Origin of the sequence: Paenalcaligenes hominis (genome assembly GCF_041359055.1) — a bacterium.
Taxonomy (GTDB): Bacteria; Pseudomonadota; Gammaproteobacteria; order Burkholderiales; family Burkholderiaceae_B; genus Paenalcaligenes; species Paenalcaligenes hominis_A.
Genome location: NZ_JBGJKZ010000001.1, coordinates 258,225 through 282,878, shown reverse-complemented (window position 1 = coordinate 282,878; position 24,654 = coordinate 258,225). Strand labels below are relative to the sequence as shown.

Genomic DNA, 24,654 nt, shown 5'->3' with positions numbered 1-24,654 from the left:
CACTGGCCTCGGCCTACATGCCCACAACGCTAGCACTTGGAGAGGCTACAGCTAATTGAGTCGTTCTCTTTATCATACACGGATTAAAAAAAGCGACCACAACAGTGCATGACTTCCTATGTTTTTAACCACTGAATACAAAAGCTAAGATTTATACTGCTCATACACTAGACTTGCTGCTGCAATATCGGCAAGAGCAATACCTACAGCCTTATAGATCACTATGTTCCTTGAGTCATAAGCTGAGTCATTTTCTTGTAGTGTTTTTGTCATGGCCTCTATCTTATTTAGAAGAGCTTTTTGATCTGCATACAAATACAAGTCGCCTGTATCTTTTAAAGTCTGCTCGGGCCACTCAACCACAATTTTTTGCGCTCTATCTATCAGATGTGGATCTAGCTCTTGAGCATGAGCTAAACAAGATCCTATAGCAGCTACAAATGTGCCTTCTTGCACCCATGAGCTTTGTAAAACGGGAGTAGTGCTACGAGTAGCCGTCACTATAATTTGACTTGAACGTGCCAATTTTTCTGCATTTACCTGATGCACCTCTATGCCCTTTGCCGTTAACTCCGCATCTATATAGGCACTAGACACTTTAGGGTCACAAACCAAAACCTGGGAAATGGGAAAAACCTCTATAAACTGACGTATATGTTCTATACCTAATGGCCCTAATCCTATAACGCCTAGACAGTGCGAGTTTGGCTGAGCATAGCGACGAGCGACTAAAAGGCTACTCGCTGCAGTACGCATCGGCGTCAAAGCATCTGAGTCCAACAATGCCAAAGCCTGACCTGTACTAGTACTAAATAATAATATTTTAAAACACAGCTTATTTTTATAAGAGCTGTATATTTTACATCCTGCATAGCCAATGTCTTTAAGTACAGCTCCCATAGACACCAATCTAAAACCATCGACCTCCGTCCGAAATCGAGGCTGTATCGCTACTTTGTCAGGAAGCCAAGATAAGTACGCTTGCTTTAATACTTGCTCCAAACGGGGTATGCCTGTGACCCGACGCACATCATCATTAGTGATTACCAACATATGACACCTCAAAAAGCCCACCTAATTAGGTGGGCTTACATAGATTTTTATTGAGCACCTTGCTTTTGGATTAACTCAAGCAACATTTCCTCCTCCTCTCCTGTTAACTCACTAAGAGGAGGACGCACTGGCCCAGCACTGTGGCCTACCAAACGAGCGCCTGCTTTAACAATGCTTACTCCATAGCCTTCTCCACGATTACGAATTTTCACGTAAGGAAGAAAAAAGTCATCCAGCAGACGATTTTGTGTTGCTACATCTCCACTTGCAATGGCGTTATAAAACTCCATTGCTGTGCGCGGAACAAAGTTAAACGCGGCAGATGAATACACAGGCACCCCTAAAGCGCGATATGCGGCGGCATAAATCTCAGCCGTAGGAAGACCGCCTAAATAGGTAAGGCGGTCGCCCATTCGACGACGCACACTTGCCATTAACTCAATTTTCCCTATGCCATCTTTAAAACCAATTAAGTTAGGGTTACGCTCTGCCAAATACTCCATGTGATCAGCGTTTAGCTCACAAACATTACGGTTATAGACGACGACTCCAATTGAAAGTGCCTTACACACATGGTCTACATGATGCATAACACCCTCTTGACTGGCCTCAGTAAGGTAATGAGGCATTAACATAACGCCTGCCGCACCACACTCTTGCGCGATCTTACCCATCTGAATGGCTTGGCGTGTATTACCGCCAATTCCTGCCAAAATAGGTACCTTACCTTTACATGTTTCCACAGCTGTACGGACTACATCGGCATATTCATCTAAAGAAAGAGAAAAGCCCTCACCTGTACCCCCAGCAGCAAATAAAGCACTGGCACCATAGGGTGCTAACCACTCTAAACGCTGTATATAAGAGTTACGATTAAACTCTAGATTCTCATCAAAATCCGTAATGGGAAACGACAATAAGCCAGAAGATAAAACGGTTTTTAACTCTTGAGGACTCATAATTAACTCCTAAATATAAATAAAAGAAGCTGCGCATCAACTCATATGTCATCCTATGACTATAACTAAGGAGTTAGATAAAAATTCCTGTTATGAGTTGCTCTGCTAACTAATCAATCTGCTTGAAAGCCATTAAAATGACTTTCAAGTTCGAAACTTACACATCTACACCGTATATATCTTTAGCTGTAGCTGTGGAAATATATCCATTACGTACATCATCGCGAACTTTTTGTGGATCACGATCTTTAACAGAACCATAACCGCCACCACCAGGTAAAGTTAAAATCACACGCTGTCCTGTTGGTACGCATACTCGCGAACCTTTACCTTTAAGTGGCGTGCCATCGCTTAGCTGTACCCCCCCTGCTAGACCTGCTTGCCCTTCTTCACGTCCCAAGGCTGGATTCAAAATACGATCAAACATGGCATTAAACGACATCGAGTAACCATCAGCAGCCGCTATTTCAACTATTTGACCTAACCCTCCGCGACATTGACCTGCACCACCAGAGTCTGGACGTAGTTCTTTACGCCAAACAACGATAGGCCCTACCTGCTCAGTAGCCTCAACGGGCATAGTATGGATACCACTAGGAAACGCAGTCGCGTGCAAACCATCGTATTGAGGACGAGCACCACCGCCGCCACTATTAAACATCAGAATTTGTGTGGATTCTTTTTGGTCTAAGCCCTCTTGAGCGGCATCTACCCCTATTTGAATATTCCAAGTAGTGCCCGCACCTTCGGCGGGGATACGATCAGGTAAAAACTTATGTAAGGCCCCCAACACCACATCTGGGATGAAATGCCCGAGCACATGACGTACAGCGACTGGGCTAGGATGCTGAGCATTCAAAATGCAATTTTTTGGAGCAATCGCATCAAAAGGTGCTAAAGAAGCGGCATTATTGGGAATTTCAGGGGCAATGGCGCACTTTAGGCCATAGCATGAATACGCTTTGGTATAAATCATAGGCACATTAATGCCGTACTCACTAACACCTGTAGTGCCATCATAATCTGCTACTACCATGTCATCACTAATCGTTAATTTCACACGCATAGTGATTTCTTTTTCGTAACCATCAACTCGCATTTCATTGCTAAAGCTACCTTTAGGTAAAGCTGCAATTTTTGCCAGAGTTGCTATACGACTATTTTCTAAGATGTACTCACCTAAAGAGCTCAGATCATCTAGATGAAACTCATTCATCATCTCTTGAAGACGGCGATCTCCAATCTCATTACACGCAGCCAAAGCATAGATGTCTCCTACCACCTGATCCGCTTCACGCACATTATTGCGCACGATATTTACTAAGTCTCGATTGACTTCTCCACGTGTAGCAAAGCGCATAATTGGTATAAATAGCCCCTCTTCATACACTTCACGGCCATCAGGACCAAAACCACGACCGCCAATATCTACAACGTGTGCAGTGCAAGCAAAAAATCCGATTAAGGTTTTGTTGCGAAAAACGGGCGAAACCACGGTGATGTCATGTAAATGCCCTGTACCTTTCCACGGATCATTAGTGATATACACATCTCCTTCAGCCATCGTGTCCACACCTAAAGCACGCATAAAATGCCCTACCGCTTCAGACATAGCGTTTACATGCCCAGGTGTACCGGTTACGGCTTGCGCAAGCATACGTCCCTGCTCATCAAACACACCAGCTGACAGGTCGCCTGCCTCACGCACACTTGTACTAAAAGCAGTACGGATTAAAGTAAGAGCCTGTTCTTCAACCACCGAAATAAGGCGGTTCCACATAACTTGACTATGGATATGATTCATATTGACTGACATGGGCAACACCTATTTTGCTTGCTTATCGATTTCTACGAACAAGCACAAATCGGCTTGTACCGTGGCCACAAATTGAGATGGCACAATAGTTGCCGTCTCACGCTCTACAATGACTGCAGGCCCTATTACCTGATCACCAACATTAAGCAGGTCACGATTGTAAATGCCTGACTCAACGAACTTCTCTAATTTGGACTCAAAAACTAAACGTTGACTTTGCGGTTTAGCTACCTGAGTTTTCTTTACTTTATCGAGGCGCTCTACTGCTGCGGGTGAACTTGAGGCCCGTACAGACCAGCTAACAATTTCTACATCCAACCCGTCGATTGCTCGTCCAAAAAAGCGGATATACACTTTTTCAAACTCGTCTTTTAGGTATTGTTGATCAGCAGCCGTAAAATCACGTACCGGCACTGTTACAGGAATCTCCCAGCCCTGGCCGGCATAACGCATATATGCCACACGCTCTAAAACCGGATCTACATCTTTTAACCCTTGGCGAGCAAAAGTAGTGGCTTCTTCTTGCATGGAAACTAATAATTGGTTCACACGTTCGGCATCAAAGACATTGAGTTTCATAAAACCACTACGCGCTGACTCAAACCCAAAAGGTGCCCGTAAGAAACCCAAAGCAGAACCTACCCCCGCACCATACGGTACCAGAAAGCCATCAATTGCCATTTTTTCGCATAAGCGCGCAGCGTGTACAGGACCTGCCCCACCAAAAGTAATCATGGTAAAGCCCGCTAGGTCATAACCGCTTTCAACGGCATGGACACGGCCCGCATTCGCCATATTTTCGTCAACAACTTCCAAAATGCCATAAGCAGCATTCTCTGTCGTTAAATTAAGGGGTGTTGCGATATCGTTATGAATGGCAGCCTTAGCTAAGTCCATGCTGAGTTGCATAGCACCGCCTGCAAAATAGTCAGGATCAAGTTTACCTAGCACTAGATTTGCGTCTGTTACTGTCGGGCTTTCACCGCCTCTTTGGTAACACGCTGGACCCGGCTCTGATCCTGCACTGCGAGGACCGACTCGAATTTGGTTCATACCATCAACAGAAGCAATGGAACCACCACCCGCTCCGATTTCAACCATTTCAACCACAGGAATAGAAATAGGCATTCCACTCCCTTTTTTGAAACGATACGTACGAGCTACTTCAAAAATTTTTGCTGTTTTTGGTGTGTAGTTCTCAATCAAACATACTTTGGCTGTAGTACCGCCCATATCAAAAGATAATACAGAGTCTAGACCAAAGCGCTCGGCGATATGAGCAGCGAAAATTGCACCACCAGCTGGACCAGACTCAACTAGCCGTACTGGAAACTCAGCTGCTGTTTCCACTGAAATAATACCGCCTCCAGAATGCATCATAAAAACATCGCACAACGCACCTTGATTTTTTAACTCATCCACTAAACGCGCTAAATAGGACTTGATAAGCGGTTTAACATAAGCGTTAGCACATACGGTATTAAAACGCTCGTATTCTCGAATTTGTGGCGAAACCTCAGAAGAGATAGACACGCTTAGAGTAGGTAAACGTTTTAATAGCGCGTCGCGTACTTGTTTTTCATGCTTACCATTGGCGTAACTATGTAAAAAACCAATTGCTACGCTCTCGTATCCTTTTGCTTCAATCTCATCGATTAAGGCCTCAACTTGACCCATATCAGGCTCAACTAAAGTTCGGCCTTGAGCGTCCATGCGCTCAGAAATCACATACCGGTGCTCTCGCTCTATTAACGCAGGGGGCAAAACAATATTTAAATCGTATTGCTCAAAGCGATTCTCGGTACGCATTTCAATTACATCTCTAAAACCTTCAGTTGTAATTAAAGCGGTACTTACCCCACGACGCTCAATCAACGCATTCGTTGCTAACGTTGTGCCATGAATAATGACATCAATATCAGCAAAATCACATTTTGCCTGATCTAAAATTTGCCCTAATCCTTTCAATATAGCGCGCTCTGGCGCGGTGTAGTCAGTTAAGACCTTGGTAGTAAATAACTCTTTACCCACTTCTAATGCCACGTCAGTAAACGTGCCACCAATATCTACACCTACACGCACTGACTGATTATTTAAACTCATCTACTATCTCCACCATGTCAAAAAACAGCATTTTTTATAAGCTTGGTATGGTCAGACCGCCATCGGCCTGAATTACTGTTCCTGTTGCAAACGCAAAATTTCCGCTAGCCAAAGACAAAGCAATATTTGCCATGTCCTCACCCTCTCCCCATCTACCAATAGGCACTAGTCCTTCTGCTATCAACTTGTCATAACGTGCTTCGACTGGTTTTGTCATCCCGCTATGTGTAATGCCAGGACGTAGATCAAACGCTGGAATATTTGCTGCAGCTAAACGTAATGCCACTAATTTAGTCAGCATGCCTAAAGCCGACTTCGACATGCAGTACTCAACCCGCTCTACTGATGCAACGTCTACACTTATTGATGAAACGGTAATGATGGCCCTGGGATGGGAGACTTCTTGCTGCGTTAGCATATGAGCCATTACTTTTTGAGTAAGGAAAAAAGTGCCCTTTAAATTCACATTCATCACAACATCAAATGCTTCTGGAGTTAGCTCAAGCATATCTGCTCGACGTAACGCTCCCATGCCGGCGTTATTTATTAAGCAATGAATCGGACCCATTTCTTGTACGATTTTTTGTACCCACTCTGCATGACGTTCTGTGTTAGATAAGTCACCTTGAATACTTATTACGTGAGATGCGCCTTGGGCTTTTAACTCGGCTTCCAATGCCTGCAACTGGTTAAGCTCAACTTTATCCATTAAGGCAAGTTTCGCCCCTTGTTGTGCAAATCGACGTGCGATGGCACTCCCAATCGTCCCAGCCGCACCCGTTATAAATACAACTTGCCCTGAGTGAGGATTAAGGTTTTGAGGGATTTCTGTGTTGGTATGTTTCATAAATCATCCAATAATTAACGAAATAAGGCAGGCAGCCAGAGTGAGAACCACGGCACATAAGCGACTATTAACAAAACCACGGTGCTAGTCAGGTAATAAGGCCAAATGGTTTTTAATACCTCTCCTACTCCAATTTTCCCAATAGCGCACCCCACGAATAATAAAGTCCCCACCGGAGGCGTATATAACCCAATGCCAGCGGCTAAAATCATGACTATTCCAAAATGCACAGGATCAATACCAAAATTAATAGCCACTGGTAAAAAAATAGGGGTGCAAATAATCACCATTGGTGATAGATCCATGAAAGTGCCCAACAACAGTAAAGTAACCAAAATCAAAGCCATAACAACAATAGGGTTCTCTGAAATGGCACTCATGGCATTAATAACTGAGGTAGGGACTTGCAAAAATGCCATAAACCAACCAAATGCAGCAGCCGATGCAATAATAAATAACACCATTGCTGTAGTTCGACCTGCGGCACTTACAGCCTCCATCAAAATGCGAAAAGAAGACCCTTTATATGTCAGCAACATCACTACAAATACGTAAATTACTGCTATACATGAGCTTTCAGTCGGCGTAAAAATACCGAAGCGCACTCCGCCAAAAATTACTACTACTAAAATAATGGCAGGAATAGCAGCAATTAATGTTTTTAAAATCATGTAATACCCAGCAAAACGTTCTGCTGGATAACCTTTCCTAACGGCCTGAATATACGCAGTTATTAATAAAGCAAATGCCAGTAATAAACCTGGAAAAATACCTGCAGTAAATAAATCTGCAATGGATATCCCACCCCCTCCAGCAATAGCATAAAGAATTAAATTTGGTGAGGGCGGAATCATCAATGCGATGACGGCACTGCTAATTGTGACGTTTACCGAATAACTACGTGCGTACCCGCGTTGCACCATTTGTGGAATCATAATTCCACCAATCGCTGACGCATCAGCAATAGGGGAGCCGGAAATCCCGCTTAAAAATACTGAAGACATAATGTTGACCTGCCCCAGTCCTCCGCGTAGATGGCCCACCAAGCTGCCTGCAAAATTAATCATGCGGTCAGCCACGCCACCTCGCATCATCAGCTCTCCAGCAAAGATAAAAAGAGGAATGGCTATCATGGCAAAAGACCCAACCCCCTCGCTCATTTGCTGAAACACAATTAAAGGAGGCACTCCCATATACAACGCTGTGCTTAAAGCAGAAATAGCTAAAGAAAATGCTACTGGCACACCAATCGCCATTAATATAAGGAAGACACCAAATAAAACTATTTGCTCCATGTCGTCTCCCCAGCTTTGGTCTGCAAACTCTCCACTACGTTTTCTAAGCTAAAAAGAAAAATTAGCACCCCACTTACTGACAGCGGTACGTAATGCGCCCCCTGAGGCAAAAAACTACCTGGCATAATCACATTCCACGTGCCGCGAATTAAATCGAGACCAAAAACAAACATGCCTACACCAAATAGCGCAACTAATAGGTCTCCGCATAACACCACCCAACGCCTCACTGAAGCCGGCATTAGTAGTAATCCAACTGTAAAACCTAAGTGGTCTCGATATCGAACGGCAGCCCCTGCCCCAACTAAAACAAACCAACCCATTAAAGATATGGAGGTGGTCTCACTCCAACTTGGTGATGCATTTAGTACATATCGAGCAAAAACCTGCCAGCCAATAATAATAGTCATTATTAATAAGCATAGGCGTGAGATCCATTGAGCCAGATCACACAGCAACTGCAAAGCTAAGCGAATCCCGGAGGATTTTGCTTCTTCTCTTACGTTTTGATTAATTAACGTATCCATACTTAAAACCCCTTGAGGGACACTTATGTCTACTAAGACATAAGTGCATCGAACGTGTTATTACTCGACGGCCTGAATACGATCAAAAAGTGTTTTTAACCGTTCATTTTTTAAGTATTTTTCTTGCACAGGAGCCACTTTATCCATAAACAGCTGCTTATCAACCTCTGCAATAATGGCTCCTTTTTCCCGTACGATACGCTCTGATTCTTTTTCTCGGGCATCCCATAAGTCACGCATTTTGTACTTAGCATCTTGAGCCGCTAGATGAACTGCTTTTTTCTGCTCTTCTGTTAATTTGTCGTAGGTTATTTTCGACATTACTAGAGCCTCGGGTAACATTAAATGCTCGGTTAACGAGTAATACTTAGCCACCTCTACATGATTCGTAGACTCATAAGTAGGCCAACTTTGCTCAGTGCCATCAATTACGCCTGTTTGTAACCCTGAGTACATTTCATTAAATCCCATTGGGACTGCGTTGGCTCCCAGTGTATTAATCATGTCGAGGAAAATATCCGATGGCTGCACTCGAATCTTCAGACCGGCTAAATCATTTGGTGTTTTGACTTCATGTTTGCTGTTGTAAATATTGCGCGAGCCAGCATCAAAAAAGGCTAGACCAATTAAGCCATGAGGCTCTAGCGAAGCAAGCATCTCAGCTCCTATTTCGCTATCTACCACTTTGCGCATATGTTCTTTAGATCTAAAAACATAAGGCAAAGACAATACAATCGTATCTTCTACGAGATTATTAATTTCTCCTAAAGTAATACGATTCATATCGAGCACGCCGAAACGCGTTTGCTCTAGTGTTGCTTTCTCATTCCCTAACTGCCCAGAGCCAAAGACTTTAATATCTAAATCCCCGTTGGTCATTTCTTTGAGCCTTTCACTCATATAATTGACAGACTCAACGGTGGGGTAATTATTTGGGTGCACATCGGCAGAACGTAAAGTTTTTGCATTTACGGCTCCTTGAGTTACTGCTAAACCCGCTGCGATCACTAAAGCGCCACATACCTGTCGCACGCCTGAATAACCGCTTAACCCTTTGCTACGCTTTTTTAATTCCATTTTTGTCTCCTAGATTTTCATTTGCTTTTATAGTTACTACGTCGTACTAATTTTTATGCAACATATACTGTTTTTACAGAGGTATAAAACTCTTTTGCATAATTTGCCTGCTCACGAGGTCCATACGAGGAGGCTTTTCTACCCCCAAAAGGTACGTGATAATCAACACCTGCAGTAGGTAAATTAACCATAACCATCCCTACTTGAGCGTGCTGTTTAAAATGCTGGGCATACTTTAAAGACTGCGTAGCTATGCCAGCAGCTAAGCCAAACTGTGTGACATTAGCCATAGCCAAGGCCTCCTCATAGTCTTTAACCCTTAATAAGCTTGCCATTGGGCCAAAAATTTCCTCTGTGCAAACTCGCATATCAGGTGTGCATTCAACAAATAACCCCGGCCTTTGATAAAAACCTTTTTTTGCTAAATCTAAACGTTGACCACCATAAAGCTGAGCCCCTTCTTTAACTCCTATGTCGGCATAGTTCAAATTATTTTCCAGTTGTTGAGCTGAAACTACTGGGCCTATCTGAGTATTAGGGTCTAACGCATCCCCTACACGCAAAGAAATTAATTTTTCTAGTAATTTCTCTTTGAACGCTTCATAAATTTTATCCGTTACAATTAAGCGACTTGATGCTGTACAACGCTGCCCAGTAGAAAAATAAGCGCTTTGTATACTTAATTCCACTGCTTGCTCTAGGTCAGCGTCATCCAAAATCACCTGAGGATTCTTACCTCCCATTTCTAACTGCACTTTAGCCTGACGTTGTACACAACGCTCAGCAATTGAGCGCCCTACAGCTACAGAACCAGTAAAACTAACAGCATCAACTTGGGGTGACTCTACAATACAATTGCCTACGCTACGTCCAGCCCCCATCACTAAATTAAACACACCAGCCGGCAAACCTGCTCGTGAAATAATTTCCGTCAATACCCATGCGCAGCCGGGAGTTAGATCCGCTGGTTTAAAAACTACACAATTACCATAAGCTAAGGCAGGAGCTATTTTCCAAGCAGGTATAGCTATAGGAAAATTCCAAGGTGTAATTAACCCTATTACCCCAACAGGCTCACGAATGACCTCAACTTGAACACCAGGTCGTACAGAAGGTAAGGTGTCTCCGTTTAAGCGTAAACACTCTCCAGCAAAATACTTAAAAATATTGCCAGCTCGTGTTACTTCGCCGATAGCCTCAGGCAAAACCTTACCTTCTTCACGAGCTAGAAGTTCGCCTATTTCCCTGCTTCGTTTCAAAATTTCAGTGCCAATTTGGTCTAGGGCATCAGCACGCGCTTGAATAGAAGCTAATGACCATTGTTTAAAAGCAGACTGTGCTGCCTGAATTGCCTCGTTGACTTGGGAAATACTTGCCTGCGCATATTCACCAACCACATCACTCAAATCAGAAGGGTTGTAGTTTGCTGTGTATTCAGTGCTTGTAACCCATTCGCCATTAATAAAATTATCGAAGCGTGTCATTTTCGTCCTTTTTGATTTCTTGCTCTTAACAGGGTGAGCGGTTCACCACGCCAACTTAAATGTCATCATACAACATAATTTTTTTAAATCACCTAGGGTAATCACTAAAAGAAGCGTAATATCAACCGTGTACACTCTAAAAATCAGAATTTATGAATTTCAAATGTTCTAAATAGGTGGCAGTCATATGACGACTAATGAGACTTCAGCTCTGAGAGAGCTTCCCGTATCTACTTTATTGCTTACTGGTGCAGCTGGAGGTTTAGGTCAAGCACTAAGACCACGATTAGCCCCATTGTGTCACCGCTTACGAGTTAGCGATATTGTGCCAATTCATCAACTCTCTCCTAATGAAGAGTTTAGGTTTGCCGACCTGAGCCAAGCTGAAGAGGTTCATGCTCTATGCGAAAACGTCGATGTCATCGTTCATTTAGGCGGAATCTCTTTAGACGCGCCATTTGAAAGTATTCTTCAGGCAAATATTGTAGGTTCATATAATATCTACGAAGCAGCCAGACAACACTCTATTCAACGCATTATTTTTGCTAGCTCAAATCATGTCACTGGTTTTTATAAACAAGGTGAACAAATAAATGTTCAATCTCCCAAGCGTCCAGATAGTTACTACGGTATTTCCAAGTCGTTTACTGAGGACTTAGCCTCTTTTTATTATGACCGTTATGGTATTGAGACCTTGAGCATCCGTATTGGCTCTTCATTTCCAGAGCCTAAAGATCACCGCATGCTCTCCACTTGGCTCAGTTACGATGACCTAGCTCAATTAATTCAGTTAGGTTTAAAAACTCCAAATATCCAGCACCAAATTATTTACGGAGTATCCAATAATCCTGATACATGGTGGTCTTCGGCTCACACTGAAATTATCCCTTTTACTCCCCAAGACAGCAGCTCTACTTTTAGCTCTGTAATAGCGCAGCAACCTCGTCTTCCTGCAGAGCATGCTCAACGAAAATACCAAGGCGGACATTTTACGGAGTTAGGTCCTTACCCTCGTCCTGCTGCTCAACCTATTGAAGCTAAGATCACTGTTGAAAATAAAAACAGTTTGGGGGAAAGCCCATCTTGGGCACCGCGTTCAGGACAGCTTTATTGGGTTGATATTGATCTGGGTCGGCTGCATAGTTATCACCCCATCACTAAAGCACATCATTTTTGGGAGTCTGAAATAAAACTTACAGCTGTATTTGAAGACCCTCATCATTTAAATAAAGTCTGGTTGTGCACAGAAAATGGTATTGGTACAGCTCAGTTAGAGTGGGAAAAAAACACGCTTGCTGTGAAAACCATTGCTACTTTTTCTCCACCTGCTCTAAAAATGCGGCTTAACGACGCCATCATGGACACAAAAGGTCGGATCTGGGTCACTACTGTTTCTTCGCAACAACCACAAAAGGAAGATAACTCAGGCTTAGGTGGCTTGTATTGTTGGGATCCTGAAAAACCACAACAGCTAACACGTCATGACTCAAACCTCAAAATAGGAAATGGTTTAGCCATTAACCCAGAGCAAAATCGCCTTTACCTATCCGACTCTCACCCTAGTAAGTGTGAAATCTATATTTTTGATTATGATTTAGCTCAGGGGAAAATTAAAAACAAACGGCTTTTTGCTACGTTAAAACCTGGACAAGGACGCCCAGATGGTGCAGCAATCGATGCTTTAGGGGGGTACTGGATTTGTGGTATAGAAGCAGGCGTGATCCATCGTTTTTTACCCTCCGGCCAATTGGAGCGCTCTATTTACCTTCCTACCCTTAATCCAACTAAGGCTTGCTTCGGAGGAAAACAATTAAGCACGTTATACGTTACTCACAAAAGTGTAGATCAAACCGCTGTAGCCTTATATGAACTACACCCCGGAGTACGCGGTCTACGCTGGAGTATCTTTAACTAAAATGACTTCTCCATCACCTTTACCTCGTCACCTTGCCATCGCTATTATTTTGTGTTTAGGTAGCGGCTTTGCTGCAAATCATGTTTCTGCTCGAGTTGCTTTTGATGCTGGAACTGGTTTATTAGCCGCTATACTATTTAGGGCTGGGTTAAGCTTCATAACATTGCTCTGGTATTTAATATGGACTAAACACTCGTTACACTTACCAAAAAAACTCGCTAAATGGCAGCTCACTTTAGGTGTTCTCATCTGCTTACAAAGCTTATGCATTTTTTCTGCTGTAGCACGTATTCCTGTTGCCATAGCCTTGTTAGTAGCAAATACCTTCCCTATTCTTTTAGCTTTTTTAACTTGGGCTTTAGGCGGACCAAAACCCTCACGGCACTCTTTAATTATTATGGGTGTTATTTTTTTTGGTCTTATATGGGTGCTCGATTTACCAACATGGTGGATTCAAAGCACTACTTTAGATAAAAACTGGTATGCGGGCTTGAGTTTTGCTTTAGGTGCAGCGTGTTGCTTTAGTTTTGCCCTTTGGATTACTGAACATAAGCTTGGCTTAGTATCTGGTCCGGTACGAAGTCTTTATACTATAGCTATAGTTTTATTTATTATTGTCATACTTGCACTCAGTGGGACTGTAGAAAACAGCACTCAACTTCCTCATAATCAAAAAGGTTGGGTTGCTTTAATTCTGTTAGGTGTTCTTTATACCTTATCTTTTATTGGACTTTTTGTATTTGCTCCTAAACTTAATATGGCAACGAACTCTCCTGCCATGAATATTGAACCAGTGACCTCTTTATTTCTTGCATGGATAGTTTTAGATCAGACCTTTAGCCTTAATCAACTTTTTGGAGGGGCTATAGTTTTATTTGGAATCATAAGCTTAGCCTACCTTAATTCAACAGTAAAAAATAAGTCAATTAAACGTATAGATAGCTAAACAAATAATTTTTATACCACCATGACTCAAACAAAACCATGATTAATGAAAAGAAAAATAATCGCCGTCGATCCCAAAGCCTAACTCAAGAAGTAGCTCAAGAGTTGACGGAAATGATCCAGTCAGGAAGGCTGAAGCGTGGGGACAGGCTTCCTACTGAGTCCGAGTTAATCGAACAAATGCAAGTTAGCCGCACAGTAGTTCGAGAAGCCATTTCTCATTTACAAGCTCACGGCCTAATTGAAACTCGCCATGGGATAGGTTCATTTGTACTCGACACCCCTTCTAGCCTTAACTTTAGAATAGCACCCGAGTCACTGGATACACTCCACGACATCATCGATGTTTTGGAACTACGACAAAGCTTAGAGTCTGCTGCCGCCAGCATGGCCGCTCTAAGACGAACTGACCTCGACCTTGAAGCCATGAAACAAGCGCTAGAAAATTTTCAATTAGCTCTTTCAAAAAGAGAAAATACTGCCGATAGTGATTTTGAATTCCACCTAGCCATAGCAAAATCAACTAAAAACAAATACTTCACAAAATTTATGTCTTATTTAGGTCAGGCAGTCATCCCCAGAACAAGGATTAAAATTCAAAATAACAACCCTAAAATGATGATTGATTATCTTAATCGTGTCCACGATGAGCATTTAAATATTTATCAAGCAATACAGTCTCAGGATCCTGTATTAGCAAGTAGTGCCATGCAAATTCATTTAAACAACAGTATTCAACGTCTAAAAGCCACACTTTCTCAAAACGAAAATTAAAAAAAGCGACCACTCAGGTCGCTTAAAAGACGTCTCTTGTTCACTCTTTGTTTGCTTTCACATTTTCAAGAAATAAACGCAACGTCTGCCTCAAGACAATGAGGTGGTCACCGTTAAGCCCTTCAAGCATGGAAGCCTCAATGGCTCGGACACGCCCATCCCCTTCAGCAAGTAGCTGACGTCCGGCGTGGCTCAAGGCAATTTGCACAACACGATTATCCGCCGCGTCGGGCTCGCGTGTAATCCAGCCTTTTATTTCCATTGAAAGCACCATTTCGTGCGCGCTTTGGGGCGAAATCATGGCTAACTCAGCCAAACGAGCATTGCTCATGGACTGTTGATCAGCCAAAAAGGACAAGGCCGTATATTGGCTGACGGTTAGCCCTAAGTCTTTAAGTTGTTCACGCATCACGCGTTTAAACACATGGTCGACTCGACCAATTAAATAAGCAATACCAACGGGTTTGGTTTCGCGTTGCACCTGACTAGGTGTAGGTGTACTCAATGTGCTCATGCTTTTCCTAATGAGCTCTGTGAACCCATCGTTAATAGAGTTAAATTAATGCCCAGTCAAAACTGGCCTGCTCTACAGCAGTACCTCCTGACTGAACGACCTGTGCCAGCGCATGAACGGTGGGTAAGTGGTGTGTCGCAAAATACAGCCATAACTGTTGCACCCCTAAACAATACTCGCGCCCCTCTATGGCTTGTATGGCAGCCTCATCAGCAAAAACGGCCAATTGGGCTAACTGCCAAGCTGCACTTAACACACCCAGTAACTCAAGCAAAGGCACCGAAACAGCAAATAGACCGTATTGAGAGCTTGGTGACGTAGTCAGCGTGTGCACACTAATACGTCCAGCGTCTACCGCGCGCTGTAAAAGCTCTGCACTTGCGGCTAGGACGGGACTCTGTGCCAAAGGAGCTATGCTGCGCTCTATCTGTTGTAATAGCAGCTCTACGCTTTGACCTTGATCGCGAAGCAATTTACGCCCTAATAAGTCTTTTGCTTGAATACCAGTAGTGCCTTCAAAAATAGGCAAAATACGTGCATCACGCATAACCTGAGCAATACCGGTTTCTTCTACGTATCCCATGCCTCCGAATACTTGCACGGCTAATGCACTATTATAAGAGGCCTTTTCTGTACACCAACCTTTAGCGATAGGTAAAAGCACATCAACCAATTGTGTTAACCGTTCTTTTTGATTTGTGTCCGTCACATGTTCAAGTTGATCAGCATAAGCGCCCAAGCTATAACATAATGCCCGCATTGCAAACGTAGTTGCACGCAATTCCAATAACATGCGTTTTACATCGGGGTGATGCATGATAGGAAGTGCAGTGGTTGTTTTTTGCTCTACGACAGCTCCTTGAACCCGCTCCCCGGCAAATTGACGCGCCAACTGATAGGCTTTTTCTGATACACCTACGGCTTGCAAAGCCACAGCCTGCCGCGCTTCATTCATCATTACAAACATTTGCGCCAAACCATGATTGGGCTCGCCGACCAAATAAGCACTGGCACCGTGGTTATCCCCATACACCAATGTGCAGGTTGGACTACCACGAATCCCTAACTTGTCTTCAATAGAAACACAGACAATATCATTTTTTGCGCCAAGCTCACCGTGTTCATTAACGAGGTATTTAGGGGCTAAAAACAACGATAAACCTCGGTGTCCAGCGGGTGCATCAGGCAATCGAGCCAGTACCAGATGCACAATATTTTCTGCTAGTTCATGCTCACCGAACGAAATATAAATTTTTTGCCCAAACAAGCGGTATGAACCATCAGCTTGAGGCTCAGCTCGCATTGTGGTGGCAGCCAAATCTGAGCCAGCTTGGGGTTCGGTTAAGTCCATGGTCGCAGCCCATCGACCTGACACAATATGCTCTAGCCACGGTTGATGCCAGCGCGAATCAGCGGTTGCAATTAAGGCTTCTGCTTGGGCCACATTTAACTGAGGCAACATGGAAAAGGCCAAGTTTGTGCTGTACCACATCTCCCACACAGCACGCGCAAAGCTACGAGGTAAACCCTGCCCGCCATGCGCCTCAGGCAAAGCCAAACCAATCCACCCACTTTCTGCAAACTGCTGATAAAGCGCATGCCATTCAGGCGTAGTATGCACTACCCCCGCACGCAACTCCGCACCAAACTCATCGGCTGTGCGGTTACTAGGCTGCATCATACCTTGGGCGAAACGATCGGCTTCCACCACAATGGCCTGAAACAAGTCCAAATCGAACAACTCAGCCAAGGGCGCACAATGTTTAGTAATTTGCTGTTGAAGATAATGCGCGATAAAACGCATGTCGTGCAGAGGAGCTTGATAGGCAGGCATTACGTATTCATCCTTATTCAACTAATTCAAACGCACCGTTTTTAACTTGGACTAGATAGCGGGCTCGTTCATCATGTCCAAAATGATCGGTAGGACTCATGTTGTAAACACCGTGGACTCCTTTCACCTCAGTTGCTTTTTCTAATGCATCACGTAAAGCGACTCTAAAGGCTTCGGTGCCCGGTTCGCCTGCCGTCTTGGCTTGGGGCACAGCTTGTTCTAACAAAGCCCAGGCATCATACACATGGCCCGCAAAGGTAGAAATACTAGCAGGGCCAAACTCATTGCTATAGCTCTCTATAAAGGCCGTAGCTGTTGCTTTAGTGGCTGCATCCTCGGGTAGCAAATCATTAATCAATAAGGGGCCAATAACAAATACGCCACTTTCTACGGCTTTACCACCGGCTTTAAGAAACTCCGCACCGGCAGCACCGTGTGTTTGATAGATTTGGCCCTTAAAGCCGCGCTCGCTTAATGCGATATGAGGTAGAGCCGCGGGGGTTCCTGAGGCTAAAATCAGTACGGCATCAGGCCGCGAGGCAATCAGTTTAACTACCTGAGAATTCACTGAGGTGTCGCTGCGGTTGTATTTCTCAATGGTTGTCAGCGCTATGTTGTGCTGTTGTGCATTGTCTTGAACGGCTTTAAGCCAGTCGTCACCATAAGGATCTGCAAAACCAATAACCCCTAAACGCTTTACCCCATTTCCTACCATATGCTCGATCAGCGCGGCAGCCATCAAGGTATTGTCCTGAGCCACGGGAAATACCCACTGGGCTTTAGCCGTATCCGCTACTTTAGCGGGCGACATGCCAATTAAAGGCGTTTTAGACTCCACTGCTATTTCGGTAATAGCAAATGCATTCGAAACCGTGCTACCACCTAAAATCACATCGGCTTGGCTTTCAACTAGGTTACGTGCATTGCGGGACGCCACATTCGGGTCAGAAGCATCATCCAAAATAATGACTTTAACAGGCTCGCCAGCGATGGTGGTCGGCATGATACTTGCCGCATTGCGTTGCGGTGCACCCAGTGCTGCAGCGGGCCCAGTCGCTGATACGCTTACGCCCACCACTAGCTCAGCCGCAGCATTAAGGCTTAGGCTGAGTAAGCCACTTAAACCTAAGGTGATAAGTAGGTTTTTTAGTTTCATTGCTGTCTCCTTGTGGATCTTTTTTATGATTGAGTTTTTAGGCTTTGACGCCTAAGTAGCTATTAACGACTTGGGGATTATGCAAAAGGCTTTGCGCCTCTCCCTCTAATACCACTCGCCCGGTTTCCAACACATAGCCATAGTCAGAAATGCGTAATGCCGCTCGAGCATTTTGCTCTACTAATAAAATGGACACCCCCACATCGCGTAGCTTTTGCACAATCTCAAGTATTTCTACAACGATGAGGGGGGCCAAACCTAAACTGGGTTCATCCAACATCAGCACACTGGGCTTAGCCATCAAAGCACGTCCAATAGCTAACATTTGGCGCTCACCCCCTGATAAGGTGTGAGCGTATTGCTGACGACGCTCGTATAGGCGCGGAAACCACTCATAGACCTCGTCCAAAGATTGAGCTTGATCGCGATGACCCTGGGTATAACGGCTATACGCCCCTAACACCAAGTTGTCTTCTACTTTCATTTGACCAAATAACTCTCGGGTTTCTGGCACCAACACAACCCCATGGGCCACCAGCGTCTCGACACGCCACTTTCTTTTACTGGGAATGAGCGCACTTTGAATATGTCCTTGATAAGGCAGCAGCCCCATTAAGGTCGTCAATAAGGTGGATTTACCTGCCCCGTTTGATCCAATCACACTGACTATTTGCCCTTTACCCAGTCGCAAGCTGACTTGATGAAGCGCTTCAACCGAGCCATACGAGACACAGAGGTCTTGCACCATCAATAATTCATTGCTGCTCATAACTCGGCTCCTAGGTAGGCCTCTAGAACTTTGGGATTCGCTTGTATTTCAGCGGGAGTCCCTGCGGCAAGCCATTGCCCAAACTCCATGACCACCACTTGGTCCGCAATGCCCATCAAAAAGTCCATATCATGTTCCACAAGCAGCACCGCCACCCCATCGGCACGCAGTTGCGTTAATAGCTCGGCCAGTTGTTGTTTTTCATTGTGGCGCAAGCCAGCGGCAGGCTCATCTAGCATTAATAAAATGGGGTCTGCACACAGTGCGCGTGCGATTTCAATAATGCGCTGCTGGCCTAAAGCCACATCGCCAGCGCGCATGTGTTGATAAGGCGTCAGGCCGCAGCGTGCGATTTGATGTTGTGCTTCGGCCAGAATTTGTTGTTCCTCAGCTCGATCTAAGCGCCATGCGGACTGCACGAAATTTTTATGACCACGTAAATGCGCGCCTAGCGCCACATTTTCCAACACAGTCATTTCTAGATTTAAGCGCACGTGTTGAAAGGTACGACTTAACCCTAGTGCGGCAATTTCTCTTGGGCTCTTTTGCTGAATAGGCTGCCCCAAAAAGTCTATGCTCCCCTCTGTAGCGGCTGATACCCCAGAGATACAGTTAAACAGCGTACTTTTACCCGCGCCGTTAGGACCTATAAGCGCTGTGATTTGACCGGCTTTTAATGTAAGACTCATCTGGTTATTTGCGACCAGCCCACCAAAGCGTTTAGTCACATCTTGAACACGCAGTAGCTCGGAACCAGCAGGAGGCAAAGTACGTGTGGGTAACGCAGGAGCGTCTGCTTGCACCACAATGGGCTTGTCTACCCAGCGTTTGGGTAAAAATCGGGCTACAAAACTCCATAACCCAAAACGGGCTTTATGCAATAGCACCACCACAAGCACAGCAAAGACCACGCCCTCGATATTGCTCGTGCTTCCCATCAAAGAAGGCAGCCATTCCTGTAGCATTTGCTTTAAAGATAAAACAACACTGGCACCAAGCACAGCACCCCACACACTACCAATACCGCCCAGCACCGCCATAAATAAAAACTCAATACCTGCATTTAGTGAAAATGGCGTAGGGCTAATAAAACGCTGCATGTGGGCAAACAGCCACCCCGATACGCAGGCTAATTGAGCTGCTATCAAGAACAAAACAATACGGTAATACGAAGTTTTAATCCCCATGGCTGCACTCATACCAGGGTTCGCCAAACTACGCATGGCTCGACCTTCACGAGAGCGCAGCATATTTTGGCTGCACCAAATTGCCACCAACAATACAGCCCAAATCAGTGCTAAAAAAGAGCCTGGACTACGGATTTCCCATTCGAAAAATGGAATGCTTGGAATCCCTGCTATACCGCTGTGCGCACCGAGTTTTTCGCTACTGCCAAATAAAAAATAAATGCTAATACCCCATGCTAAGGTTCCCAACGGCAAGTATTGACTAGATAGGCTCATGGTGACCCAACCTAAAAACAACGCCAATGCACTAACTAGAACCAAAGCGACCACCAAGGTTAACCAAGGTGAGCTGCCATAGACGGTGGTCATATACGCTGTGGTGTAAGCTCCTAAACCCACAAACGCCGCCTGCCCAAACGAGGTCATGGCACCTACACCTGTCAGCAGCACCAACCCAACGGCTACTAACGCAGCTAAACCAATGTAGTTCAGCATCGTAATTTGAAAATTCGTTAACACGGTCTGTAATAGCAGCAAAGCTATAAAACCCAAACCATATGCCAATATGCTTCGCATGCTATTAATCCTCGTCAGAGTGGGTCGCTCCTATAGAGCGCACCAACAAAATAGGAATAATCAAGGTGAACACAATGACCTCTTTATAAGCACTGGCCCAAAAAGCCCCAAATGTTTCTAAGAAAGCAATGACCACTGCCCCAACCACAGCCAGAGGGAAACTCATTAAGCCACCAAAAATAGCCGCCACGAAGCCTTTTAAGCCGGCTAAAAAACCACTGTCGTAATAAATTAAGGTCAAAGGAGAGGCCAAAATACCGCATAGGGCTCCGATAAATGCAGCCACCCCAAATGCTAGCTTGCCCGCCATTTCGGTAGGGATGCCCACCAGACGAGCGCCTAAACGGTTCACAGCAGTAGCACGTAACGCTTTGCCATAAAAGCTCTTCTCAAAAAACACATACAATAAAAGCATCACCAACACGGTAACGCTAATAATCCATAAAGCTTGAAACGACACAAAAGTACCTAGCATTTCCACCATACCTTCTGTGAAGTTGGGGGTACGATTGGCATCGGCACCAAACATGTACAGGCCTAGGCTTAGGAAAGCAATATGCACTGCCATCGCTAAAATTAACAAAAACAAGTTGGATTGGTTTGCAACGGGTTGAAAGACCACTCGGTACAAATAAATACCCATTGGAAAGGTAATAAGCAACGCCAGCAGAATTTGCACGAACAAAGAAAGCTGATCGACTGCGGGAAACAGCCACAATACCGCTAGCACCAAGACAGGTGCACTAAAGGTCCAAGCTAAACGTTTCCAGAGCGTATCCATTTCATCATTGCGCCAACATGACTGTACGTCTGCACAAGCGCTCAAAATAGCCAGCCCCCATAACAACCACACCGTGTCTGGCGTATGACCAGCTTGTAGTCCCATCAAGGTTAAGGCCCCAAAGGCTACGAACTCTCCTTGGGGTAAAAAGATGACGCGGGTCACTGTAAACACCAACACCAACGCTAAGGCTAATAACGCATAAATTGCTGCATTGGTGAGTGCATCCACACTTAACATCATAAAGACGTCATAGTTCATGCCATTTCCCCCAAAGGCATGTTGCTCCACTCAATACGCTCTGCATCCTCTTTGGCATACAAACGAGCAATCAGATCAGCACGACGCGTCAAAATAGCACGTTGATTAAATGAACCTTTATCCGTGAGTTCGTGATGGTCTAAGGAAGGGGCTTCATCCATTAACCGTATAAAACTAACACGACGCGAACTACCGCCCACACCCTGATTCAAGCGCTGTAAAAACTCATAAAAATACGCTTTGACCTGCGGCTGTACACATAGCTGTGCCAAAGGCAAGACGGGCGCTGTTGCAGGCAACAGTTTTTGAGTCTCGTGTTCACGTAAAAACACTAACAAACCAATTTCGTCTTGGTTCAATCCGCATACAGCCACATCCCAAATGTAGGGTGCGCCTAGCAAAATGGCGCGACTGCGCAAAGGGCCTACACTGACAAAGGTTCCGGTACTGAGCTTGAAGTCTTCAGCCAAACGACCGTCAAACCGCAAACCTAACTCGGGCCGTTGTGGATCACAAAAAGCCACCGCGTCCCCAGTGCAGTAGTAACCCTCTTCGTCAAATACAGCAGTAGTGGCTTGTGAATCACGCCAGTAGCCCGGCATCACATGAGGCCCCTTGATGCGTATTTCTAACTTATCTTCATTAGGCACGAGCTTGATTTCACAACCTGGTGCAGGTAAGCCTATATACGCAGCACCCACCATAGGCCCCGTCGTAAACACACTGGAAGGCGAGGTCTCTGTCATACCTAAGCCCGACAGCATGCGAATCGCACGCCCGCAATGTTGCGTACTAAGGCGATCTAATTTTTCCCAAACCGCATCAGATAAACCTGCCCCGGCAAAATAAAAAAACTGCATATTTTTATAAAAACAATCACGCAGCTGCTCATCTTGCTCTAGTGCATCAGCCAACACATCCCAGCCTTTAGGTACAGTTAAATAAGTAGTAGGGGAAATTTCTTTTAAATTACGTAAGGTGCGGGCAAAGCCTGTTTCAGTGGGTACCCCATCATCCAAATACAAAGTCCCGCCATTTGACAGCACAATGCCCACATTGTGACTGCCTCCAAAGGTATGGCTCCATGGTAGCCAGTCCACTAAAACCGGAGGCGTTGACCCAAAGCAGGGAAAAGTTTGCAAAAGCATTTGTTGGTTAGCACACAACATTTGATGTGTAGTGGTCACCGCTTTGGGCGCACTAGTTGAGCCTGAGGTAAACAAAAACTTTGCGATGGTGTTGGGTTGAATGGCGTTGTAATGCTGCGCTACAGCCTCTGTTATGGTTGTGTTTAAGAGCTCATCAAAGGCATAAGTATGATTCGTGCGGTGAAACGTGCCTTGGCAAGCGATCAATGCCACATCATCGGCAACTACTGCTGCAATGGCCTTTCCATACGCTTGAGCATCCGACACAAAAACAGCTCCCGGCGTGATAATTTGCATAACATGAGCTAAGCGATCATAACCACGAGCCAACAGCGAATACGCAGTGGATACTGGAGCATACGGTACCCCCACATGCTGAGCAGCCAAAGCCAATTTCAAATGAGCAATATCATTGCCAGACAAAATGGCCAATGGACGCTCTGCAGTTAAACCCAAATTCAGTAGAGCTTGGCCCAAATGCTGCACTGCTGCATACATCTCCCCGTAACTGACACGAATCCACGCATCGGTTTCCGGGCATCGCTCAGCGACAAAAGTACGATCTGGGTAATGGGTAGCGCCGCGAACTAAGGCATCGGTAATACGTCGGTCATAGGATGCCAGCGCTTGCTTTAAATGCATACGCCATATTCCATCCTCTTCTTTGTGTACCACAGGCTCTGCTTGCAACATATCCACCTGCCGATAAAACGTAATGTCCAGCGGTTTGATCGTACTCATTGTCTTCCTCGTCTTTGATTTTTTATTTAGTGCTGTTATTTTTATTAGACGCGCTTATAGGCTTGTAAACCGGGTTTGATACTTTTCTCATCCAAAAACTGTTTTAGCCCCTCTTTACGACCTTGTTCTTGGTCGCGGTGGTTAGATTGGTCCGTTTTGGCATAGAGATAGTCTTCGCCCTGCTCCCAAGTCAATTCACGACAGCGCTTAAAACCATGTTTTGCAATACGAAGTACGGTGGGATTTTTTTCTAATAAGGACTGGGCTAAACGAATGACTTCGTCTTTTAGCTCTGTCAGCGGTACACTTTTATTCACTAAGCCCATCTGCTCTGCTTGTTTTCCGGTCCACGTTTCACCTGTCATGATGTAATACAGTGCATTGCGATGACCCATAGTATCGGCAACAGCTTTGCTGACTAGGTTTCCCGGAGGAATTCCCCAGTTCACTTCGGATAGTCCAAATACGGCCTCATCGGCAGCAATAGCTAAATCGCACGCCACTAGGGGGGAAAAGCCACCACCAAAACACCAGCCATTCACCATCGCAATAGTGGGTTTGTTATAAAAACGCAATTGGTGCCATTGCCAACGGGAACACTCACGACGGATGCGCTCCTGATACACGTCAGACTTGCCATCGGTTTCACGGAAATACTCTTTTAAATCCATGCCTGCCGTCCAGGCCTCGCCTGCGCCTGTTAATACCACCACCCCTACGTCGTCATCTAGCTCCAGCTCATCCAAAACCTCGGCCATTTCACGGTTTAAGGTAGGACTCATAGCATTGCGTTTTTCTGGACGGTTTAACGTAACCCAGCCAATTTTATTTTCCACTGCTACATGTACTGTAGACCAGCGATTTTCATAATTCGACATGCGTATCTCTCTTA

At 44.9% G+C, this 24,654-nt stretch carries 20 protein-coding genes; 3 read left to right on the top strand and 17 right to left on the bottom strand.

The window, feature by feature from the left end; all coding sequences use genetic code 11:
- Positions 1–144: 144 nt before the first annotated feature.
- From ACBP46_RS01305 to ACBP46_RS01265, 9 genes are all read right to left on the bottom strand, one after another.
- Positions 145–1,053: an ornithine cyclodeaminase family protein gene (locus ACBP46_RS01305; RefSeq protein ID WP_371014929.1), complete on the bottom strand. Its 909-nt coding sequence runs from the start codon at positions 1,051–1,053 to the stop codon at positions 145–147.
- Positions 1,054–1,100: 47 nt separating this feature from the next.
- Positions 1,101–2,015, bottom strand: coding sequence for a 5-dehydro-4-deoxyglucarate dehydratase (kdgD, locus tag ACBP46_RS01300; protein ID WP_371015403.1), 915 nt, complete (start codon positions 2,013–2,015; stop codon positions 1,101–1,103).
- A 154-nt stretch (positions 2,016–2,169) separates the two neighbouring features.
- Entirely contained in the window at positions 2,170–3,828 is a 1,659-nt protein-coding gene (locus ACBP46_RS01295; RefSeq protein WP_371014928.1) for a hydantoinase B/oxoprolinase family protein, read from the bottom strand.
- Positions 3,829–3,837: 9 nt separating this feature from the next.
- The gene (locus ACBP46_RS01290) at positions 3,838–5,931 is read right to left on the bottom strand and encodes a hydantoinase/oxoprolinase family protein (protein WP_371014927.1); all 2,094 of its coding nucleotides are present in this window, start codon (positions 5,929–5,931) and stop codon (positions 3,838–3,840) included.
- 34 nt (positions 5,932–5,965) lie between these two features.
- Positions 5,966–6,778 carry a 3-ketoacyl-ACP reductase gene (locus tag ACBP46_RS01285; protein WP_371014926.1) on the bottom strand — a complete coding sequence of 271 codons (813 nt, stop codon included), beginning with the start codon at positions 6,776–6,778 and terminating at the stop codon, positions 5,966–5,968.
- A 14-nt stretch (positions 6,779–6,792) separates the two neighbouring features.
- The gene (locus ACBP46_RS01280; RefSeq protein WP_371014925.1) at positions 6,793–8,073 is read right to left on the bottom strand and encodes a TRAP transporter large permease; all 1,281 of its coding nucleotides are present in this window, start codon (positions 8,071–8,073) and stop codon (positions 6,793–6,795) included.
- Positions 8,061–8,600, bottom strand: coding sequence for a TRAP transporter small permease (locus ACBP46_RS01275; RefSeq protein ID WP_371014924.1), 540 nt, complete (start codon positions 8,598–8,600; stop codon positions 8,061–8,063). Before ACBP46_RS01275 ends, ACBP46_RS01280 begins: the two co-directional genes overlap by 13 nt.
- Before the next feature lie 60 nt (positions 8,601–8,660).
- On the bottom strand, positions 8,661–9,677 hold the full coding sequence (locus ACBP46_RS01270) for a TRAP transporter substrate-binding protein (protein WP_371014923.1): 1,017 nt from the start codon (positions 9,675–9,677) through the stop codon (positions 8,661–8,663).
- 53 nt (positions 9,678–9,730) lie between these two features.
- The gene (locus ACBP46_RS01265; RefSeq protein WP_371014922.1) at positions 9,731–11,161 is read right to left on the bottom strand and encodes an aldehyde dehydrogenase family protein; all 1,431 of its coding nucleotides are present in this window, start codon (positions 11,159–11,161) and stop codon (positions 9,731–9,733) included.
- Positions 11,162–11,348: 187 nt separating this feature from the next.
- Here ACBP46_RS01265 and ACBP46_RS01260 point away from each other — a divergent pair, with 187 nt between their 5' ends.
- Genes ACBP46_RS01260 through ACBP46_RS01250 form a run of 3 tightly spaced genes read left to right on the top strand, consistent with a single transcriptional unit; the run spans position 11,349 to position 14,795 of the window.
- The gene (locus tag ACBP46_RS01260) at positions 11,349–13,076 is read left to right on the top strand and encodes an SMP-30/gluconolactonase/LRE family protein (protein ID WP_371014921.1); all 1,728 of its coding nucleotides are present in this window, start codon (positions 11,349–11,351) and stop codon (positions 13,074–13,076) included.
- A gap of 49 nt (positions 13,077–13,125) precedes the next feature.
- Positions 13,126–14,022, top strand: a complete 897-nt coding sequence (locus ACBP46_RS01255; protein ID WP_371014920.1) for an EamA family transporter — start codon at positions 13,126–13,128, stop codon at positions 14,020–14,022.
- A 38-nt stretch (positions 14,023–14,060) separates the two neighbouring features.
- Positions 14,061–14,795 (top strand): FadR/GntR family transcriptional regulator, encoded by a 735-nt coding sequence (locus tag ACBP46_RS01250; RefSeq protein WP_371014919.1) that lies wholly within the window; start codon positions 14,061–14,063, stop codon positions 14,793–14,795.
- 40 nt (positions 14,796–14,835) lie between these two features.
- Here ACBP46_RS01250 and ACBP46_RS01245 read toward each other — a convergent pair whose 3' ends face one another.
- The 8 genes from ACBP46_RS01245 to ACBP46_RS01210 are packed head-to-tail and all read right to left on the bottom strand — an operon-like array spanning position 14,836 to position 24,640.
- Positions 14,836–15,309, bottom strand: a complete 474-nt coding sequence (locus ACBP46_RS01245) for a MarR family winged helix-turn-helix transcriptional regulator (RefSeq protein ID WP_371014918.1) — start codon at positions 15,307–15,309, stop codon at positions 14,836–14,838.
- Positions 15,310–15,349: 40 nt separating this feature from the next.
- On the bottom strand, positions 15,350–17,143 hold the full coding sequence (locus ACBP46_RS01240) for an acyl-CoA dehydrogenase (protein WP_371014917.1): 1,794 nt from the start codon (positions 17,141–17,143) through the stop codon (positions 15,350–15,352).
- A gap of 13 nt (positions 17,144–17,156) precedes the next feature.
- Positions 17,157–18,299 (bottom strand): ABC transporter substrate-binding protein, encoded by a 1,143-nt coding sequence (locus ACBP46_RS01235; RefSeq protein WP_371014916.1) that lies wholly within the window; start codon positions 18,297–18,299, stop codon positions 17,157–17,159.
- 37 nt (positions 18,300–18,336) lie between these two features.
- The gene (locus tag ACBP46_RS01230; protein WP_371014915.1) at positions 18,337–19,068 is read right to left on the bottom strand and encodes an ABC transporter ATP-binding protein; all 732 of its coding nucleotides are present in this window, start codon (positions 19,066–19,068) and stop codon (positions 18,337–18,339) included.
- Positions 19,065–20,831 (bottom strand): branched-chain amino acid ABC transporter ATP-binding protein/permease, encoded by a 1,767-nt coding sequence (locus ACBP46_RS01225; protein WP_371014914.1) that lies wholly within the window; start codon positions 20,829–20,831, stop codon positions 19,065–19,067. The genes ACBP46_RS01230 and ACBP46_RS01225 overlap by 4 nt, the downstream gene beginning before the upstream one ends.
- A 4-nt stretch (positions 20,832–20,835) precedes the next feature.
- Positions 20,836–21,873, bottom strand: a complete 1,038-nt coding sequence (locus tag ACBP46_RS01220) for a branched-chain amino acid ABC transporter permease (protein WP_371014913.1) — start codon at positions 21,871–21,873, stop codon at positions 20,836–20,838.
- The gene (locus tag ACBP46_RS01215; RefSeq protein ID WP_371014912.1) at positions 21,870–23,762 is read right to left on the bottom strand and encodes a feruloyl-CoA synthase; all 1,893 of its coding nucleotides are present in this window, start codon (positions 23,760–23,762) and stop codon (positions 21,870–21,872) included. Before ACBP46_RS01215 ends, ACBP46_RS01220 begins: the two co-directional genes overlap by 4 nt.
- Before the next feature lie 44 nt (positions 23,763–23,806).
- Positions 23,807–24,640, bottom strand: coding sequence for a p-hydroxycinnamoyl CoA hydratase/lyase (locus ACBP46_RS01210; RefSeq protein ID WP_371014911.1), 834 nt, complete (start codon positions 24,638–24,640; stop codon positions 23,807–23,809).
- Positions 24,641–24,654 lie beyond the last annotated feature (14 nt).

Bases quoted from the DNA above. Each gene is read 5' to 3' on its own strand.
- ACBP46_RS01230 (WP_371014915.1), bottom strand. From the start codon at position 19,068: ATGAGCAGCAATGAATTATTGATGGTGCAAGACCTCTGTGTCTCGTAT.
- ACBP46_RS01270 (WP_371014923.1), bottom strand. From the start codon at position 9,677: ATGGAATTAAAAAAGCGTAGCAAAGGGTTAAGCGGTTATTCAGGCGTG.
- ACBP46_RS01240 (WP_371014917.1), bottom strand. From the start codon at position 17,143: ATGCCTGCCTATCAAGCTCCTCTGCACGACATGCGTTTTATCGCGCAT.
- ACBP46_RS01220 (WP_371014913.1), bottom strand. From the start codon at position 21,873: ATGAACTATGACGTCTTTATGATGTTAAGTGTGGATGCACTCACCAAT.
- ACBP46_RS01280 (WP_371014925.1), bottom strand. From the start codon at position 8,073: ATGGAGCAAATAGTTTTATTTGGTGTCTTCCTTATATTAATGGCGATT.
- ACBP46_RS01210 (WP_371014911.1), bottom strand. From the start codon at position 24,640: ATGTCGAATTATGAAAATCGCTGGTCTACAGTACATGTAGCAGTGGAA.
- ACBP46_RS01245 (WP_371014918.1), bottom strand. From the start codon at position 15,309: ATGAGCACATTGAGTACACCTACACCTAGTCAGGTGCAACGCGAAACC.
- ACBP46_RS01260 (WP_371014921.1), top strand. From the start codon at position 11,349: ATGACGACTAATGAGACTTCAGCTCTGAGAGAGCTTCCCGTATCTACT.
- ACBP46_RS01290 (WP_371014927.1), bottom strand. From the start codon at position 5,931: ATGAGTTTAAATAATCAGTCAGTGCGTGTAGGTGTAGATATTGGTGGC.
- ACBP46_RS01305 (WP_371014929.1), bottom strand. From the start codon at position 1,053: ATGTTGGTAATCACTAATGATGATGTGCGTCGGGTCACAGGCATACCC.
- ACBP46_RS01250 (WP_371014919.1), top strand. From the start codon at position 14,061: ATGATTAATGAAAAGAAAAATAATCGCCGTCGATCCCAAAGCCTAACT.
- ACBP46_RS01265 (WP_371014922.1), bottom strand. From the start codon at position 11,161: ATGACACGCTTCGATAATTTTATTAATGGCGAATGGGTTACAAGCACT.
- ACBP46_RS01275 (WP_371014924.1), bottom strand. From the start codon at position 8,600: ATGGATACGTTAATTAATCAAAACGTAAGAGAAGAAGCAAAATCCTCC.
- ACBP46_RS01215 (WP_371014912.1), bottom strand. From the start codon at position 23,762: ATGAGTACGATCAAACCGCTGGACATTACGTTTTATCGGCAGGTGGAT.
- ACBP46_RS01295 (WP_371014928.1), bottom strand. From the start codon at position 3,828: ATGTCAGTCAATATGAATCATATCCATAGTCAAGTTATGTGGAACCGC.
- ACBP46_RS01235 (WP_371014916.1), bottom strand. From the start codon at position 18,299: ATGAAACTAAAAAACCTACTTATCACCTTAGGTTTAAGTGGCTTACTC.
- ACBP46_RS01225 (WP_371014914.1), bottom strand. From the start codon at position 20,831: ATGCGAAGCATATTGGCATATGGTTTGGGTTTTATAGCTTTGCTGCTA.
- ACBP46_RS01285 (WP_371014926.1), bottom strand. From the start codon at position 6,778: ATGAAACATACCAACACAGAAATCCCTCAAAACCTTAATCCTCACTCA.